Origin of the sequence: Streptomyces sp. NPDC051183, assembly GCF_040682455.1 — a bacterium.
Taxonomy (GTDB): domain Bacteria; phylum Actinomycetota; class Actinomycetes; order Streptomycetales; family Streptomycetaceae; genus Streptomyces.
Genome location: NZ_JBFBBA010000028.1, coordinates 57624 through 73173, shown reverse-complemented (window position 1 = coordinate 73173; position 15550 = coordinate 57624). Strand labels below are relative to the sequence as shown.

General features: G+C 71.3%; 20 protein-coding genes and 1 tRNA gene. 7 read left to right on the top strand and 14 right to left on the bottom strand.

What is annotated here, in order from left to right; all coding sequences use genetic code 11:
- Positions 1–77: 77 nt before the first annotated feature.
- Positions 78–878 (top strand): nucleotidyltransferase domain-containing protein, encoded by an 801-nt coding sequence (locus tag AB0M99_RS24005; RefSeq protein ID WP_365923635.1) that lies wholly within the window; start codon positions 78–80, stop codon positions 876–878.
- A gap of 19 nt (positions 879–897) precedes the next feature.
- Here AB0M99_RS24005 and AB0M99_RS24000 read toward each other — a convergent pair whose 3' ends face one another.
- The 4 genes from AB0M99_RS24000 to AB0M99_RS23985 all read right to left on the bottom strand — a co-directional run bounded on the left by AB0M99_RS24000 (position 898) and on the right by AB0M99_RS23985 (position 3633).
- Entirely contained in the window at positions 898–1746 is an 849-nt protein-coding gene (locus tag AB0M99_RS24000) for an MBL fold metallo-hydrolase (protein WP_365923633.1), read from the bottom strand.
- Positions 1743–2744, bottom strand: a complete 1002-nt coding sequence (locus tag AB0M99_RS23995) for an NUDIX hydrolase (protein WP_365923631.1) — start codon at positions 2742–2744, stop codon at positions 1743–1745. Before AB0M99_RS23995 ends, AB0M99_RS24000 begins: the two co-directional genes overlap by 4 nt.
- Before the next feature lie 260 nt (positions 2745–3004).
- Complete coding sequence (locus AB0M99_RS23990; RefSeq protein WP_365923629.1) at positions 3005–3475, bottom strand: RidA family protein; 471 nt, start codon at positions 3473–3475, stop codon at positions 3005–3007.
- Positions 3472–3633: a DUF4177 domain-containing protein gene (locus AB0M99_RS23985; RefSeq protein WP_007264966.1), complete on the bottom strand. Its 162-nt coding sequence runs from the start codon at positions 3631–3633 to the stop codon at positions 3472–3474. The genes AB0M99_RS23990 and AB0M99_RS23985 overlap by 4 nt, the downstream gene beginning before the upstream one ends.
- Positions 3634–3741: 108 nt before the next feature.
- Here AB0M99_RS23985 and AB0M99_RS23980 point away from each other — a divergent pair, with 108 nt between their 5' ends.
- Both AB0M99_RS23980 and AB0M99_RS23975 read left to right on the top strand, forming a co-directional pair.
- Positions 3742–4722, top strand: coding sequence for an ArsA-related P-loop ATPase (locus AB0M99_RS23980; protein WP_365923626.1), 981 nt, complete (start codon positions 3742–3744; stop codon positions 4720–4722).
- A gap of 8 nt (positions 4723–4730) precedes the next feature.
- Positions 4731–5999 (top strand): ArsA family ATPase, encoded by a 1269-nt coding sequence (locus AB0M99_RS23975; protein ID WP_365923701.1) that lies wholly within the window; start codon positions 4731–4733, stop codon positions 5997–5999.
- 43 nt (positions 6000–6042) lie between these two features.
- On the opposite strand, the gene AB0M99_RS23970 is transcribed toward AB0M99_RS23975, so the two are convergent.
- The gene (locus tag AB0M99_RS23970; RefSeq protein WP_365923624.1) at positions 6043–6393 is read right to left on the bottom strand and encodes a WhiB family transcriptional regulator; all 351 of its coding nucleotides are present in this window, start codon (positions 6391–6393) and stop codon (positions 6043–6045) included.
- Between the two features lie 386 nt (positions 6394–6779).
- On the opposite strand from AB0M99_RS23970, the gene AB0M99_RS23965 reads away from it, so the two are divergent.
- Positions 6780–9080 (top strand): transglycosylase domain-containing protein, encoded by a 2301-nt coding sequence (locus AB0M99_RS23965; protein ID WP_365923623.1) that lies wholly within the window; start codon positions 6780–6782, stop codon positions 9078–9080.
- A 106-nt stretch (positions 9081–9186) separates the two neighbouring features.
- On the opposite strand, the gene AB0M99_RS23960 is transcribed toward AB0M99_RS23965, so the two are convergent.
- A complete protein-coding gene (locus AB0M99_RS23960; protein ID WP_365923621.1) occupies positions 9187–9648 on the bottom strand; it encodes a GatB/YqeY domain-containing protein in 462 nt (153 codons plus the stop codon).
- A 67-nt stretch (positions 9649–9715) separates the two neighbouring features.
- Between AB0M99_RS23960 and AB0M99_RS23955 the strand changes: the two genes are divergently transcribed.
- From AB0M99_RS23955 to AB0M99_RS23945, 3 genes are all read left to right on the top strand, one after another.
- Positions 9716–10654: a metallophosphoesterase gene (locus AB0M99_RS23955; protein WP_365923619.1), complete on the top strand. Its 939-nt coding sequence runs from the start codon at positions 9716–9718 to the stop codon at positions 10652–10654.
- Between the two features lie 22 nt (positions 10655–10676).
- Complete coding sequence (locus tag AB0M99_RS23950) at positions 10677–11396, top strand: Pr6Pr family membrane protein (protein ID WP_365923617.1); 720 nt, start codon at positions 10677–10679, stop codon at positions 11394–11396.
- 38 nt (positions 11397–11434) lie between these two features.
- A tRNA-Pro gene (locus tag AB0M99_RS23945) sits at positions 11435–11508 on the top strand.
- Between the two features lie 77 nt (positions 11509–11585).
- Here AB0M99_RS23945 and AB0M99_RS23940 read toward each other — a convergent pair.
- From AB0M99_RS23940 to AB0M99_RS23905, 8 genes are all read right to left on the bottom strand, one after another.
- Positions 11586–12752 carry a site-specific integrase gene (locus AB0M99_RS23940; RefSeq protein WP_365923615.1) on the bottom strand — a complete coding sequence of 389 codons (1167 nt, stop codon included), beginning with the start codon at positions 12750–12752 and terminating at the stop codon, positions 11586–11588.
- A complete protein-coding gene (locus AB0M99_RS23935) occupies positions 12749–12952 on the bottom strand; it encodes a helix-turn-helix domain-containing protein (RefSeq protein WP_365923613.1) in 204 nt (67 codons plus the stop codon). The genes AB0M99_RS23940 and AB0M99_RS23935 overlap by 4 nt, the downstream gene beginning before the upstream one ends.
- Positions 12949–14352, bottom strand: coding sequence for a replication initiator protein RepSA (repSA, locus tag AB0M99_RS23930; RefSeq protein ID WP_365923612.1), 1404 nt, complete (start codon positions 14350–14352; stop codon positions 12949–12951). The genes AB0M99_RS23935 and repSA overlap by 4 nt, the downstream gene beginning before the upstream one ends.
- Before the next feature lie 4 nt (positions 14353–14356).
- The gene (locus tag AB0M99_RS23925) at positions 14357–14539 is read right to left on the bottom strand and encodes a hypothetical protein (RefSeq protein WP_365923610.1); all 183 of its coding nucleotides are present in this window, start codon (positions 14537–14539) and stop codon (positions 14357–14359) included.
- A 5-nt stretch (positions 14540–14544) separates the two neighbouring features.
- Positions 14545–14730: a hypothetical protein gene (locus tag AB0M99_RS23920; protein ID WP_365923608.1), complete on the bottom strand. Its 186-nt coding sequence runs from the start codon at positions 14728–14730 to the stop codon at positions 14545–14547.
- A 90-nt stretch (positions 14731–14820) separates the two neighbouring features.
- Positions 14821–15162, bottom strand: a complete 342-nt coding sequence (locus AB0M99_RS23915; RefSeq protein WP_365923606.1) for a SpdD-like protein — start codon at positions 15160–15162, stop codon at positions 14821–14823.
- A gap of 12 nt (positions 15163–15174) precedes the next feature.
- Complete coding sequence (locus AB0M99_RS23910; protein WP_365923604.1) at positions 15175–15330, bottom strand: hypothetical protein; 156 nt, start codon at positions 15328–15330, stop codon at positions 15175–15177.
- A 20-nt stretch (positions 15331–15350) separates the two neighbouring features.
- On the bottom strand, positions 15351–15539 hold the full coding sequence (locus AB0M99_RS23905; protein WP_365923603.1) for a mobile element transfer protein: 189 nt from the start codon (positions 15537–15539) through the stop codon (positions 15351–15353).
- Positions 15540–15550: the final 11 nt, after the last annotated feature.

Here is a 15550-nt window from a genome sequence, read left to right as displayed (position 1 = left end):
GGTCGGGCGGGGCCCTTCCGCATGTCCGGACGCGGCGCCTCAAGCGCCGACGAGGCCGCATATTGCACAGTGGGGCCATGGAGCACAGAGGACTGGACGCGTACGGGTACTTCGAGCGGGAGGGGTCCCTCGGGGCGATCCAGCCCGTGTTCGCACCGGTCGTCTCCGCCGCGCGGGAGCGCATCGCCGAGGCGTACGGGCGGCGGCTGCACAGCGCGTACCTGTACGGGTCCCTGCCGCGCGGCACGGCCCGGCCCGGGCGGTCCGACCTCGACCTGCTGCTCGCCCTGCACCACGAGCCCTCCGACCAGGACCGGGACACCGCCGAGGTACTGGGACGCGGGCTCGACCAGGACTTCGCCGAGATCGACGGGGTGGGGGTCCTGCTGTACGGCAAGGACCGGCTGCTGAGCGAGCAGGAACGTTACGACCTGGGCTGGTTCCTGGCCTGCCTGTGCACGCCGCTGCTCGGGGCCGACCTGGCCGAGCACCTGCCCCGGTACCGCCCCGACAGCCTGCTCGCCCGGGAGACCAACGGCGGCCTGGCCGAACTGCTCCCGCGCTGGCGGGCCAGGGCCGCGGCCGCGGCGACACCCGAGGAGCAGCGCGCCCTCGCCCGGGGCTTCGCCCGGCACCTGGTGCGGACCGGGTTCACCCTGGTCATGCCCCGGTGGGGCGGCTGGACCAGCGATCTCCCCGAGTCCGCGGAGATCTTCGGCCGGTACTACCCCGAGCGCGCCGCACAGATGCGGGCCGCGGCCGCCGTCGCGCTGGACCCGGTCGCGGACCCCGCGGTGCTGCGCTCGTACATCGAGGACCTCGGGCCCTGGCTCGCGGACGAGTACACGGCCCGGCACGGCACGAGGTCACAGCGCTAGTAGGCCGTCCAGGGCCTGGTCACTCGACCGGCCCCCCGGGGATCAGGCCGTGCTCCCGGAGGTACTCCAGCTGCGCCTGTACGGACCACTCCGCCGCCGGCCACAGCGAGCGGTCCACGTCCGCGTAGACCTGCGCCACGACGGCCGACGGGGTGACGAAACCGTTCTCCACCGCCGTCTCCACCTGCGCGAGGCGGTGTGCGCGGTGGGCCAGGTAGAACTCCACCGCGCCCTGGGCGTCGTCCAGGACCGGTCCGTGGCCCGGGAGCACGGTGTGGACCCCGTCGTCGACCGTCAGCGAACGCAGCCGGCGCAGCGAGTCGAGGTAGTCGCCGAGGCGGCCGTCGGGGTGGGCGACGACGGTGGTGCCGCGGCCCAGGATCGTGTCACCGGTCAGGACCGCCCGGTCGGCCGGCAGGTGGAAGCACAGCGAGTCGGCGGTGTGCCCCGGGGTGGGGACCACGCGCAGTTCGAGGCCGCCGGTACGGATCACGTCCCCGGCGGCCAGTCCCTCGTCGCCCAGGCGCAGGGCGGGGTCGAGGGCCCGGACCTTCGTACGGGTCAGCTCGGCGAACCGGGCGGCGCCCTCGGCGTGGTCGGGGTGGCCGTGGGTGAGGAGGGTCAGGGCGACCCGCTTGCCCGCCTCCTCGGCGGCGGCGAGCACCGCGGCCAGGTGCCCCTCGTCCAGCGGGCCGGGGTCGATGACGACGGCCAGGTCGGAACCGGGCTCGGACACGAGCCAGGTGTTGGTGCCGTCCAGGGTCATGGCGGAGGCGTTCGGGGCCAGGATGTTCACCGCGCGGGCGGTGGCAGGCCCGGAGGTGACCATTCCGCGAGGCTGGCCGGGCAGGGCGGCGGCGTCGGTCATACGGGGTCTCCAGGACGTGCGGGGCTCGCGGGGCCGGCGGGGCTCGCGGGGCGGGCGGGGCTTGCGGGGCCGGCGGGGCTCGCGGGGCCGTCCGCCACACGCCCCAGGCGGACGCGCTTCGTGAACTCGTCGTGCCCCGGCCAGCTCAGCACCAGCTCACCGTCCTCCAGCGCGGCCTGGGCGAGGACGGGGGTCAGGTCCTGCGCGGCCGCCGCGGCGAGCGCGTCGGCGGCACCCTCGTACGCCTCCAGCGAGCGCAGCGTGGAGATCGTCGGCGGCATCATCAGCAGCTCACCCTTGTCGTAGCCCTCGGCGGCGTCCGCCGGGCGGATCCACACGGTCCGGTCGGCCTCGGTGGAGGCGTTGCGGGTGCGCTGCCCCTCGGGGAGGGCGGCGACGAAGAACCAGGTGTCGTAGCGGCGCGGCTCGAACTCCGGGGTGATCCACCGGGCCCACGCACCGAGCAGATCGGAACGCAGGAGGAGCCCGCGGCGGTCGAGGAACTCGGCGAAGGACAGCTCGCGGGCGACGAGCGCCCGGCGGTCGGCCTCCCATTCGTCGGCGGTGGTGTCGCCGACGACGGTGTCGGCGGTCTCACCGGCGAGCAGGACGCCGGCCTCCTCGAAGGTCTCGCGCACGGCCCCGCAGACGATCGCCTGGGCGGTGGCGGCGTCGGTGCCGAGACGGGCGGCCCAGTCCTCCTGGCTCGGGCCCGCCCAGCCGATGCGGTGGTCCTCGTCCCGGGGGTCGACCCCGCCGCCGGGGTAGGCGTACGCGCCGCCCGCGAAGGCCATGGAGGCCCGGCGGCGCAGCATGTGCACGACGGGGCCGGCGGGGGTGTCGCGGAGCAGCATGACGGTCGCGGCGCGCCTGGGCGGGACCGGGACGAGGGAGCCCTCGTTGAGCGCGCGGATGCGGTCGGGCCACTCCGGCGGATACCACTGCCCTCCGGCGGTGGCGGGGTCCTGCGGCGGCTGGCGTTCCTGACCATTCGGCATGGCGGGATGCTACGGCCATCCGGCCCGATGTTCGAGGGTTCCCCGCCGCGGGTGTGCCGGGCCGCGGGCGCCCGCGGCCGACCCGGGGCCCCGCCCCGGCCACCGCGCCCCAACGCCGGCGGAGGCTGGAATCAGCCCCGCCGGCGCTCAGGCAGCGCCACCGGACCAGCGTCGCCGGACGGAGTCCGGCGCAGCGGCCCGAAGCCGGGGAGGCGCCCCGGCGCCGAGCCGAGCGAGGGGCGCGTCAGGAGGGGAGTGCGTCAGGAGGGGAGCAGCTCGACCTGGATCTCGACCTCGACCGGCGCGTCCAGCGGGAGGACCGCCACGCCGACCGCGCTGCGGGCGTGGACGCCCTTCTCGCCGAGCACCTGGCCCAGCAGCTCGCTCGCACCGTTCAGCACGCCCGGCTGCCCGGTGAAGTCCGGGGCCGAGGCGATGAAGCCGACGACCTTCACGACGCGCGCGATCTTGTCGAGATCGCCGATCACCGACTTCACCGCGGCCAGGGCGTTCAGCGCGCACACGGCGGCCAGTTCCTTGGCCTGCTCCGGCGAGACCTCGGCGCCGACCTTGCCGGTCACCGGCAGGCTGCCCTTGACCATCGGGAGCTGGCCCGCGGTGTACACGTACGCGCCCGACCGCACGGCCGGCTGGTACGTGGCCAGCGGCGGGACGACCTCGGGCAGCGTCAGGCCGAGTTCGGCCAGCTTCGCGTCGACGGCGCCGCTCATGCCTTCTCCCGCTTGAGGTAAGCGACGAGCTGCTCGGGGTTGTTCGGGCCGGGTACGACCTGGACGAGCTCCCAGCCGTCCTCGCCCCAGGTGTCGAGGATCTGCTTGGTGGCGTGGACCAGCAGCGGGACGGTCGCGTATTCGAACTTCTTGGTCATGAGAGCGAGCGTAGTGCCTGCCGCGCGGGGGCCACGCGCACGCCCCGGGACGCCGCGAGGCCACCCGGCACCCCCGGAGCCGGGAGCGAGGAATTAGGCTCGGGCGCTGTGAGCAGGCTCCAGGTGGTCAGCGGCAAGGGCGGCACCGGCAAGACCACGGTCGCCGCGGCACTCGCGCTCGCCCTCGCACGCGAGGGCAGGCGGACTCTTCTGGTGGAGGTCGAGGGCAGGCAGGGCATCGCACAGCTCTTCGGGGCGGAGGCGCTCCCGTACGAGGAGCGGAAGATCGCCGTCGCCTCGGGCGGCGGGGAGGTGTTCGCGCTCGCCATCGACGCGGAGCGGGCGCTGCTCGACTACCTCCAGATGTTCTACAAGCTCGGCTCGGCCGGCCGCGCGCTCAAGAAGCTCGGGGCCATCGACTTCGCGACGACCATCGCGCCGGGGCTGCGGGACGTCCTGCTGACCGGCAAGGCGTGCGAGGCGGTGCGGCGCAAGGACAAGGCCGGGCGGTACGTGTACGACCACGTGATCATGGACGCCCCGCCGACGGGGCGGATCACCCGCTTCCTGAACGTCAACGACGAGGTGGCGGGCCTGGCCCGGTTCGGGCCGATCCACAACCAGGCGCAGTCCGTGATGCAGTTGCTGAAGTCCCCCGACACGGCGGTCCACCTGGTGACGCTGCTGGAGGAGATGCCCGTCCAGGAGACCGCCGACGGGATCGCCGAACTGCGGGATGCGGGGCTGCCGGTGGGGCGGGTCGTCGTGAACATGGTCCGGCCGCACCACCTCGACGAGGACGCCCTGCGCGCCGCGGCCGGCGAGCGCCGCGCCGATGTCGCCAAGGCGCTGTCCCGGGCGGGCCTCGGCGGCGCCCGGCGCGGGGGGCTGGCCGAGCGGCTGGTGGACCCGCTGCTCACCCAGGCCGCCGAGCACGCGAGCCGGGTCGAGCTGGAGCGCGCGCAGCGCACCGTACTGGAGGAGCTGGGCGTGCCGGCGTACGAGCTTCCCCTGCTCGGCACGGGGATGGATCTGGCCGGGCTCTACGGGCTGGCCACGGAGCTGCGGAAGCAGGTGGGCGACGCATGACGGAGCGCATGACGGAGCGCGCGGCGGGCACCACGGGCCTGGAGGCGCCGCCGCGGCTCGGGGTCGACCGGCTGCTGGACGATCCCGGGACCCGGATCATCGTGTGCTGCGGCGCGGGCGGGGTCGGCAAGACCACCACCGCGGCGGCGCTCGGCGTACGGGCGGCGGAGCGCGGCCGCAAGGCGGTGGTGCTCACCATCGACCCGGCGCGCAGGCTCGCCCAGTCCATGGGGATCGACTCGCTCGACAACACCCCGCGCCGGGTCACCGGGGTGGGGAGCGACGGCGAACTGCACGCCATGATGCTGGACATGAAGCGGACCTTCGACGAGATCGTCGAGGCGCACGCGGACCGCGAGCGGGCCGAGGCCATCCTCGCCAACCCCTTCTACCAGTCCCTGTCGGCCGGTTTCGCGGGCACTCAGGAGTACATGGCGATGGAGAAGCTGGGCCAGCTGCGGGCCCGGGACGACTGGGACCTGATCATCGTGGACACGCCGCCGAGCCGGTCCGCGCTGGACTTCCTGGACGCCCCCAAGCGCCTCGGGTCCTTCCTGGACGGGAAGTTCATCCGGGTGCTGATGGCTCCGGCGAAGGTGGGCGGCCGGGCGGGGATGAAGTTCCTCAATGTCGGCATGTCGATGATGACGGGCACGCTCAGCAAGCTGATGGGCGCCTCGCTGCTGAAGGACGTACAGACCTTCGTGGCCGCCATGGACACGATGTTCGGCGGTTTCCGCACGCGCGCGGACGCGACCTTCCGGCTTCTGCAGGCTCCCGGTACGGCCTTCCTCGTGGTCGCGGCGCCCGAACCGGACGCCCTGCGCGAGGCGGCGTACTTCGTGGAACGGCTGGCCGCGGAGCGGATGCCGCTGGCCGGGCTGGTGCTGAACCGGGTCCACGGCAGCGGGGCCGACCAGCTGTCCGCCGAGCGGGCGTTGGCGGCCGCAGAGAATCTTGAAGAAGGCGGCATTGTCGATCAGGAGTCCGGGAAAGCTGGACTTCGTGACCGCGCCGACGACGGTTCCCCCACCGACGAGGACGCGAGCACCAAGGCCGAGGCCGAGGTGGACGAGATCACGGCAGGACTGCTGCGCCTGCATGCCGAGCGGATGCAGGTGATCGCGCGCGAACAGCGCACGCGCGACCGCTTCACCTCGCTGCACCCCGAGGTGGCGGTGGCCGAAGTGGCCGCCCTGCCCGGCGATGTACACGACCTCGCCGGGCTTCGGGCCATCGGAGAGCGACTCGCGGCCGGGGTTCCGGCCGGAGCGTAGGCGTTCGTACGTGGTGCCTCGTACGGGGTGGCGTTCGGGTGATCTACCCGGCTGCCGCGTACGTCTCGTACGGAACGTCAATCTCCACGTCGACATCCCCGGTGAGGATGCCCGTACTGCGCTCGTACTCCGTGCGGGCGGTTTCGAGCAGTCGCCGCCACGAGGTGACGGTGGGACGCCGGCGCAGCAGCGCACGTCGTTCCCGCTCGGTCATTCCGCCCCACACGCCGAACTCGACACGATTGTCGAGCGCGTCGGCCAGGCATTCGGTCCGCACCGGACATCCGGTGCACACCGCCTTGGCCCTGTTCTGTGCCGCTCCTTGAACGAACAGTTCATCCGGATCGGTAGTGCGGCAGGCTGCCTGCGCACTCCAGTCGGTAACCCAGCCCATCCCGGCGCCGTCCTCTCCCGAATCGAGGCTCCCCCACGGCGGTAGCGGCATATTCACCGCTGCCAGTTGAGGACGTTACGGAAGGCGGGCACAGTGCAACACCCCCGACGGGCCCAATCTTGAATGGTCCGAACGGACTATGGGTAAGCGGCAGATCACCCGACGGAGTGATCCGGCGACATGCCCGACCATTCCGGCAATTCGGGTGGAATCGGCGGATCACCCGGACAGCAGGGGGCGGGATTCGGACATGAGTCCACCCCATTCGGGAAGGGTGAAAAACAAGCCGAGGGGTTGATGTCGCACCGCACTGCTGTGACAGTTGGGGACAGCTTAGGCCAAGGCATTCGCGCGTGTCCGGCGAATGAGAACGTAGGCTGCCCTCCATGGGAAAGAAGCGCTCGGGCGGCGGGCTCACGGGGCCACAGCAGGCCGCCAAGTTCCTCGGGGTGTCCGTTCTCTCCGGTGTTGTGCTTGCGGGTATCGCGATCCCGGGCGCCGGCGCCCTGGGGCTCGCGGCCAAGGGGACCGTCGAGGGATTCGACGAGATCCCGGCCAATCTCAAGACTCCGCCGCTGAGCCAGCGCACCACGATTCTGGACTCCGAAGGTGGCTTGATCGCCACTGTCTATTCACGTGACCGGCAGGTGGTGCCGCTCACGGCCATCTCCCCGTACATGCAGAAGGCAATCGTCGCGATCGAGGACTCTCGTTTCTACGAGCACGGCGCGGTCGACCTCAAGGGCATCCTGCGCGCGGTCAACCAGAACGCGCAGGAAGGCGGCGCCGCGCAGGGCGCGTCGACGCTCACCCAGCAGTACGTGAAGAACGTCTTCGTCGAAGAAGCGGGCGACGACGAGACCAAGGTGCGCGAAGCACAGGTCAAGAGCCTCGGCCGCAAGATCCGCGAACTGAAGTACGCGATCCAGGTCGAGGAGGAGCTCGGGAAGAAGAAGATCCTCGAGAACTACCTCAACATCACGTATTTCGGCCAGCAGGCGTACGGAATCGAATCCGCCGCCCAGCGCTACTTCAGCAAGCCGGCCAAGGACCTGACCCTGGAGGAGTCGGCGCTGCTGGCGGGCGTCGTCCAGTCGCCGAGCCGGTTCGACCCGGTGAACGACGCGGCGGAGGCCACCAAGCGCCGCAACGTCGTCCTCCAGCGGATGATCGACATGAAGGACATCACGGAGGCGGAGGGCGAGGCCGCGAAGGCCAAGCCGGTCCAGCTGAAGGTGACCAAGCCGAAGAACGGCTGCATCACCGCCGTGAAGGGCGCCGGCTTCTACTGCGACTACGTGCGCAACACCTTTCTGACCGACCCGGTCTTCGGCAAGACGCGCGAGGAGCGGGCGAAGGTCTGGAACCAGGGCGGTCTGACCGTACGGACCACCCTCGACCCGCAGTCGCAGGACGCGACGAACGAGTCGATCAAGGACCACGTCGACCAGGACGACAAGGTCGCCACCGCCGTCACCCTGGTCCAGCCGGGCACCGGCCGGGTGCTCGCGATGGGCCAGTCCAAGCCGTACGGCTTCGGCAAGAACGAGACCCAGATCAACTTCTCGGTGGACAAGCAGATGGGCGGGTCGAACTTCGGCTTCCCCACCGGCTCGACGTTCAAGCCCTTCGTCGCGGCCTCGGCCCTGGAGCTGGGCATCCTGCCGACGAAGGTGTACACCACCCCGCAGGAGATGGAGTACCCGAGCCCCGTGCGGACCTGCGGCGACAAGCCGTGGGTCAACCTCAAGCAGGAGCGGGTGCCCAACGAGGCGGAGAACGAGTTCGGCTCCTTCGGCATGAAGGAGGCGATGGCCAAGTCGGTCAACACCTACTTCGTGGAGATGATCTCGGAGACCGGGATCTGCCCCGTCACCCAGATGACCAACAAGCTGCGGGTCGTCCCGGCCGACGGCACCAAGCTGCCCGAGGTCCCGGCCATCTCGCTCGGCACCCAGGGCATGTCCCCGCTGACCATGGCCAACGCGTACGCGACCTTCGCCAACCGGGGCGTGTACTGCACGCCCGTCGCCATAGAGTCCATCACCGACTCGCACGGCAAGGCGCTGACCGTCCCCAAGAGCCAGTGCGAGCGCGTCATGTCGGAGAAGACCGCCGACACCATCAACACGCTGCTGCTCGGCGTGGTCGACTCCGGTACCGGTACGGCCGCGGGCCTGACCGACCGGCAGAACGCGGGCAAGACCGGCACCACCGACAACCGCTACAACGCCTGGTTCGTCGGGTACACCCCGAACATGTCCGGCGCGACCTGGGTCGGCTCGGGCGGCGCCAAGCAGGTGTCGATGGAGAACATCACCATCGGCGGCACGTACTACCCGAAGGTCTACGGCGGCGGGCTGCCCGGCCCGATCTGGAAGCAGGCGATCTCGGGCGCGCTCGCGGGCCGCGAGGCACCCGGCTTCTCCACCGTCCACATCCCCGACACCCCGGGGGGCAACGGCGGCGGCCGGCCCAACCCGAACACCAACCCGACCAAGCCCGGCAAGCCCGGAAAGCCGGGCGGCGACGGCAAGCCCGGTGAGGGGCGCCCCGGCGGGCAGCAGACGGTCGCCGGAGCCACCGGCGGGAACCCGGGCGGCGCCACCGGCGGCACCGGCGGCACCCCGGACAACCCGTTCCCCGGGTTCACCCTGGAGCCCGGGCTGATCGGCGGCCGCGACTGATCGGCGGCTGCGGCTGACGGGGGCGAGCCCTCGAAAAAAGGGGGGCCCTTGCCGGACCGGATCCGGCGGGGCCCCCCTTTCTTATTCGGTCTGTTCGGTGCCCCGGTTACGCGAGGGCCTTCTTCACGGCGGCGGCCACGCGGCCCCCGTCCGCCAGACCGGCGACCTTCGGGTTCACGATCTTCATGACGACACCCATGGCACGCGGCCCCTCGGCGCCCGTCGCCCTGGCCTCCTCGACGGCCTGCACCACGATCGCGTCGAGCTCGTCGTCGCTGAGCTGCTTGGGCAGGTAGGTGTCGAGGAACTCGCCCTCCGCGGTCTCCCGCGCGGCCTGCTCCGGACGACCGCCCTGGGCGAACGCATCCGCGGCCTCGCGGCGCTTCTTCGCCTCCTTGGCGATCACCTTGAGGACTTCCTCGTCGGAGAGCACGCGCGCTTCCTTGCCCGCGACCTCCTCCTTGGTGATGGCGGAAAGGGTCAGTCGCAGCGTGGACGAGTGCAGCTCGTCACGCGCCCTGATGGCGGCGGTGAGGTCTTCCTGGAGCTTGGCCTTGAGCGTGGTCATGCCCCGAGTCTGCCAGGTCCGGGGCCTGTGGCGCCCGTTGGTTTTCCCGGTCTGCGACGATGGGGGCATGCGTGCGCGTTACGGAGTACCCCTGAAAGTCACCGCCGGAATCGCGGCGGTCGGGGCCGCGGGTGTGGCCTATTCCGCCGGTTTCGAGGCGCGGTCCTTCCGCCTGCGCCGGGTCACGGTACCCGTGCTCCCGCAGGGGATGCGTCCGCTGCGCATCCTGCAGGTCTCGGACATCCACATGGTCAGCGGGCAGCGCAAGAAGCGCGCCTGGCTGCAGTCCCTGGCCGGGCTGCGCCCGGACTTCGTCGTGAACACCGGCGACAACCTCTCCGACACGGACGGTGTGCCCGAGGTACTGGACGCCCTCGGCCCGCTGATGGAGTTCCCCGGGGTGTACGTGTTCGGGTCGAACGACTACTACGGGCCCCGGCTGCGCAACCCCGGGCGCTACCTGATCGAGAAGGTCCAGGGCCGGCACGGGCTGAACGGAAACAAGCCGGTCGTCGGCGCCGTCCACAACCCGTGGCAGGACATGCGGGACGCCTTCGACGCGGCGGGCTGGCACAACCTCACCAACACGCGGGCCCGGCTCAAGCTGGACGGGGTGGACCTCGCCTTCACCGGCCTGGACGACCCGCACATCAAGCGCGACCGCTACGAGGAGGTCGCGGGCGGCCCCGACACCGCGGCGGACTTCTCGATCGCCGTCGTGCACGCCCCGTACCTGCGCGCGCTGGAGTCCTTCACGGCCGACGGCTACCCGCTGATCCTCGCCGGGCACACGCACGGCGGTCAGCTGTGCATCCCCTTCTACGGGGCACTGGTGACCAACTGCGACCTGGACACCAAGCGGGTGAAGGGCCTGTCGACGTACGAGAGCGACGACCAGCGCGCGTACCTCCACGTGTCGGCGGGCTGCGGCACCAACCGCTTCACCCCGGTGCGGTTCGCGTGCCCGCCCGAGGCGACACTCCTGACGCTGACCCCGGCGGCGTAACCGCAGGCAGTACGTTGGCCGGATGATCCCATCAACGGACCGGGCGGCCGTCCCGGCGGTGCGGCCGACGGTGCTGCCCGCGATCTTCCGCGCCCTGATCTCCGCCGCGGCCGTGACCGGGCTCGTGATCGAGTGCGCGTACGGCAGCGTGCCCGTGGTCCTGAGCTACTTCACGATCTGGACGAACATCCTGGTCGCGGTGGTCTTCGGGATCTCCGCGCAGCGCTCGTTGCGGCGCCGGCCGCCGCTGCCCGCGCTGTGGACGGGCGGGGTGCTCCTCTTCATCCTGATCACCGGGCTGGTGTTCCACCTGGTCCTGGCGAACCACGCGAGCCCCTTCAACAACGCCGACGCCATCGACCGCCTCACCGGCGCCAAGGCCGTCTCCAACCAGCTCCTGCACACGGTCACGCCGATCGGCGCGCTCCTGGACTTCGTGCTGCTCACAGCCCCCCGCTCCCTCACCGCCCGGCACGCCCTGCAGTGGCTGGCCTTCCCGGGCGCGTACCTGGCCTTCGCCCTGATCCGCGGCGCGCTCCTGTCCCCCGACGTGCCGAGCCGCTACACGTACCCCTTCCTGGACGCGGCGAAGTACGGCTACGCGGAGGTCGCCGTGAACGCGGTCGTCCTGGGCATCGCCTTCTACGCCCTCGGCCTGGCCCTGGTGGCGGCGGACCGCCACCGCCCGGCACCGCCGCGCGAAAACCGGATTTCGTCTCCGGCCGAGGGTCCGCTAAAGTAATCGATGTCGCCAGGCAGCAACGCTGCAAGGACGACGATCGGGGTGTAGCGCAGCTTGGCAGCGCGCTTCGTTCGGGACGAAGAGGTCGTGGGTTCAAATCCCGCCACCCCGACAGAGAAACACCAGGTGAGAGCCGGTGCAGAGAAATCTGCACCGGCTCTCTCTGCGTCTGCGTGACTAACTGAGTGACTACGGCTTCCGAGCGTCCTTGAAGATCTCGTCCATGGCCGTCGCCCCGGTCTGGATCACGGGCCGGATCTGCTTCCGGTAGACCGCCTCAGTGACGGCCGTCCCGGAGTGGCCGACCAGCCGGGAGATCTCTTCGAGCGGGACCCCCTTGTCGGACAGCAGCGAGACGAAGCTGTGCCGCAGCTCCCGCGGGGTCCACTCCTTCGCGTCGACCCCCTCGGCTCCGGTGATCGCCTGCCGGAAGGCGCGGCGGACGTTGGTCGAGTCCAGCTCGGTCCCCGACGCGGAGGAGAAGACGAGCCCCTTCTCCGTCCACTTCTCACCGGCGGCGAGCCGGTCCCACCCCTGATCTTCGAACTGCTGCCAGAGCGCGGCCACGCACCGGGCCGGCAAGGCGATCGTCCGTCGGGACTTCTTGGTCTTGGTGTCCCCGGTGGAGCGGACCGACCGCCACACCGCGATGTGCGGCGGAACGGGTGGCGCCGCGGTGGGATCCCCTTTCAGGAAGACGTGATCCCAGGTGAGTGCGCGCATCTCTTCTGTCCGGGCACCCGTGAGCAGTGCCACCACGATGTACGCGCCCGCCGTCGTCCCTTCGGCAGCCTTGAGCACCGCTTCGGCTTGGGCCAACCTGAGCGCCTTCGAGGGGCGGCCGAGCTGCCCGGTCGGGATGGAGCAGAGCTCCACGATGTTCCGCTTCACCTTGTCCCGCACCATGGCGCGCTTGACGGCTCGGTTCAGGCACGAATGCACCGCTTGAAGCGTCCGTGTGCTGAGCGTCTTGGCCTTCTCTGCCAGCCACTTGTCCACGTCCTCCCCACTCAGCTCACGCAGCTTTCTGGCCCCGAGGGCAGGGATGACGTGGTTCCGGCTGAGGGACGTGGCGGTGTCCACGGTGCGTGCGTCGCGGCCGGCCAACCCGTACATCAGCCAGTCGTTCACCGCATCGGCCACCGTGTAGTTGGTGGGAGCGATGGCGAGGCCGTCCTCGTGGTCCCGCAGAACCTCCTTCAACTTGTTCTTGGCTTCGGTCTTGGTCCGGCCACTCCCCCTCCGGACGATGCGCTTGCCGCTCGCGTCGAAGCCGAGCTGCGCAGTGGCGATCCAACGCTGACGACGCTCATCCCAGTGGAGGCCGCCATCCCCTCGACTACGCCTCTTCGTCACGGTCGGGCCACCGCTTCGCGCTCCAGAAGATCGACGTACTGGGCGATCGCGGACGCAGGAACGAGCCGGGCCCGGCCCTGCGTGACGGTCCGGAGGCGTCCCGAACGGATCAGCTCGTAGACGACCGTCCGACTCAACCCCAACAGCCCCGTCACATCAGCGACTCGGTAGAGAACCGGCTGCTGCACCATCACGGTCATCGCTCCCCCTCATGCTCTTCGGGCAGGTCCGCCAGTGCTTCGCGGGCGGTCTCGCGGCTGTGCTGGATGTCGCGGCGGATGTTGGCGGCGAGCCAGGACTCACCGGGGGTGGAGCCGTGGCCGGCGTAGGACCAGTGGGCGACGACGAGGAGCGTGGACTCCGGGTTGTCGTCGAGGTCGGGCAGGCCGAGGGAGGCGCGTTGCTGGGCGGCGCGGTAGTCGGCGCGGACCTGGCGTAAGGCGCCGAGCGTGGTCGAGTAGCTGCGGGACTTGGTGGAGAAGTGCCCACGGAAGCCGAGCATGTGAGCCCATGCCCGCAGGCGCCGGTCCGGGTAGGCCCGGTCAAGGTCCATGCAGGCTTCCATGAGCCGCCGAGGGTGATCGGGGACGCCAAGGAGGAGCAAGGCCTCCTTGTTCCCCACGGGGTGGTCCACGGTCCCGGTGGTCTCAGCGGCCTTGGTCGCGTACTTGGCGACGTAGGAGGCGACCGCCTGTTCCGTCAGGTCCTCGCCGTTCCCGAAGGCGCCGATGGGCTGCACGTCGATCTGCTCGCCCCACCGGAGCACCCAGTCGTTCTCGAAGCCGTACTCGGGGCTGGCGGGAACGACGATGCGTACGCGGGCGGCGGCGGCCCGGATGGCATCGGTGAGCAGGTCGAGGGTGGCCCACGCGGGAGGCGGGCTGTCGGGCCCGTCCGGTCCGTCGAAGCGGACGACGGCGTGGAAGTGCACGGCTCCGCGCTTCTGGTACTCGGCGACCTTGCCGAAGGAGACGCGGGACTGTTCGCGAGCGGCCTTCTGCGTCAGGCCGGCGCGGGCGGCGATCTCCCGTCGGAGGTAGATCGTGAAGTACCGCCACAGCTCGGAGGCGTGGTTGTTCCACAGCACGGCGCCCGCGTAGTCGTACGTGGTCGGGTCGAGCGGGGTACCCAGCTCCTCCGCGTCCTCGAGGTGCCGGACGCCGCACCGGCAGGGCCGGGGGCCGGGGCGGTTGTGGACGGGCCCGAAGGACGGAGCGGTCAGGGTGGCGAAGACGCGCGGGTGATCGCGGATCGTCTCAGGCGTGCCCTTGGCCGGGTCCCCGACGAGGCCGGCGCGGATCAGGTGGTAAGTGTCGCCCGCGTACGTCCAGGCGCAGGCGGGGCACCGGGAGGCCCGGCGGTTGCCGCAGGCGACGCGGAGGACGCCGCCGGGTTCGGCGTCGGTGCTGTAGGCGTGGAGCACGGTCCGGGTGGCGGGGTCGAGGAGCTTGGTCCCGCCGGAGAGGCGGATCGGGGCGGCGCATCCCCCGGTGCGGCGGATCTGTTCATGGAGCCGCTCGAAGCCGGGGTCCCCGGCCACCCGGAGCAGATCGCTCAGGGTGGCCGGGTCCAGGCCCGCCGCGGTGGCGGTGTTGGTCACGCGATCACTTCCCGTGGGCGGAGCCGTGGTTGGCGTTCCAACCGGCGACCAGGGCGCCGACCTGGGCGTCTCCCTTGGCCGTGGCAGTGGCGCCGCAGTGGCAGACGGCGGAGCCCGTGGCGGGTGCGTCGGGGGACGGCTTGCTGACGTGCAGACCCGGGCGGTCGGAGGAGGGGGTGAGGTTCATGCCGTTCACCGCCCGGCCGTGATCTGCGCAGCGCGCGTGAGGCGGGTGCCGGTGCCGTGGCAGGCGGGGCAGTGGGCGGTGATCGTACGGAGGAGGCCGGCGCGGTCGCGGCCGCCGACGGTGACGGCAACGGAGGGGTGGCCGTCGCAGTGCGGGCAGACCGGGCGCAGGGCAGGGGTGTGCTGGGTCATGATGGTGCTTCCTTCCGGATCGTTTGGTTCGGGCAGGAGCACGGCGCCGGGACGGCGGAGACTTGGCGGTTTAGGCCGTCCCGGGGCCGGTCAACGGTGGTTCTGGCCGTTGAGGAGCGAGCGCAGGACGACCGCGCAGACGGCGACCGAGGCTCCCGTGACGGCGACGGCGAGCAGCATGGAGACCAGGACCGCGCCGACGACCAGGACGAGGCCGGCGCCACCCGCGACGACGGCGACGAAGCCGGCCGGGGTGAGGCGGACCGTGGGGAGCTGGGCGCGGGGCTGGTCGGTCGTGGCGGCCGGGGCGTGGTCGCAGCCGCAGGCCGGGGCGGCGGTGGCGCCGTAGGTGATGTCCCCGGTGGTCGGGCGGACGAGCGGGGCGACGAGGCCGGTCGGGGCGGGGTTGACCGGGACACGGGGGCGGAGCATGGCAGTGCCTCCCTACTTGGTGAACGGGTCAATGAGCGGGGCCATGAAGCTGTGCGCGAGCAGGTATCCGCCGAGGAGGATCACGGCCACGAGCCACAGCGGCGGGCGGACGAGCTTGTAGCCGAGGACGCCGACGACGATCAGGGCGAGCCAGAGCGGTACGTCCATGACGCGGGTCTCCTTCGTGGTCAGCGGGGGTTGCAGCGGTGGGTCCGGGCGGCGAGTTCGGCACCGGTGCGGCTGGTGTAGTCGGCCGAGAAGTCGCAGCGGGGGGCGGTGCAGACGGCGGTGTGCAGGGTGCGGCCGCGGCCGTCGCTGTGGCTGCCGACCTTCACGGGGCCGATGCATATGACCTGGTAGAAGCGGTTCGGGCGCACGGTTCTGCCTC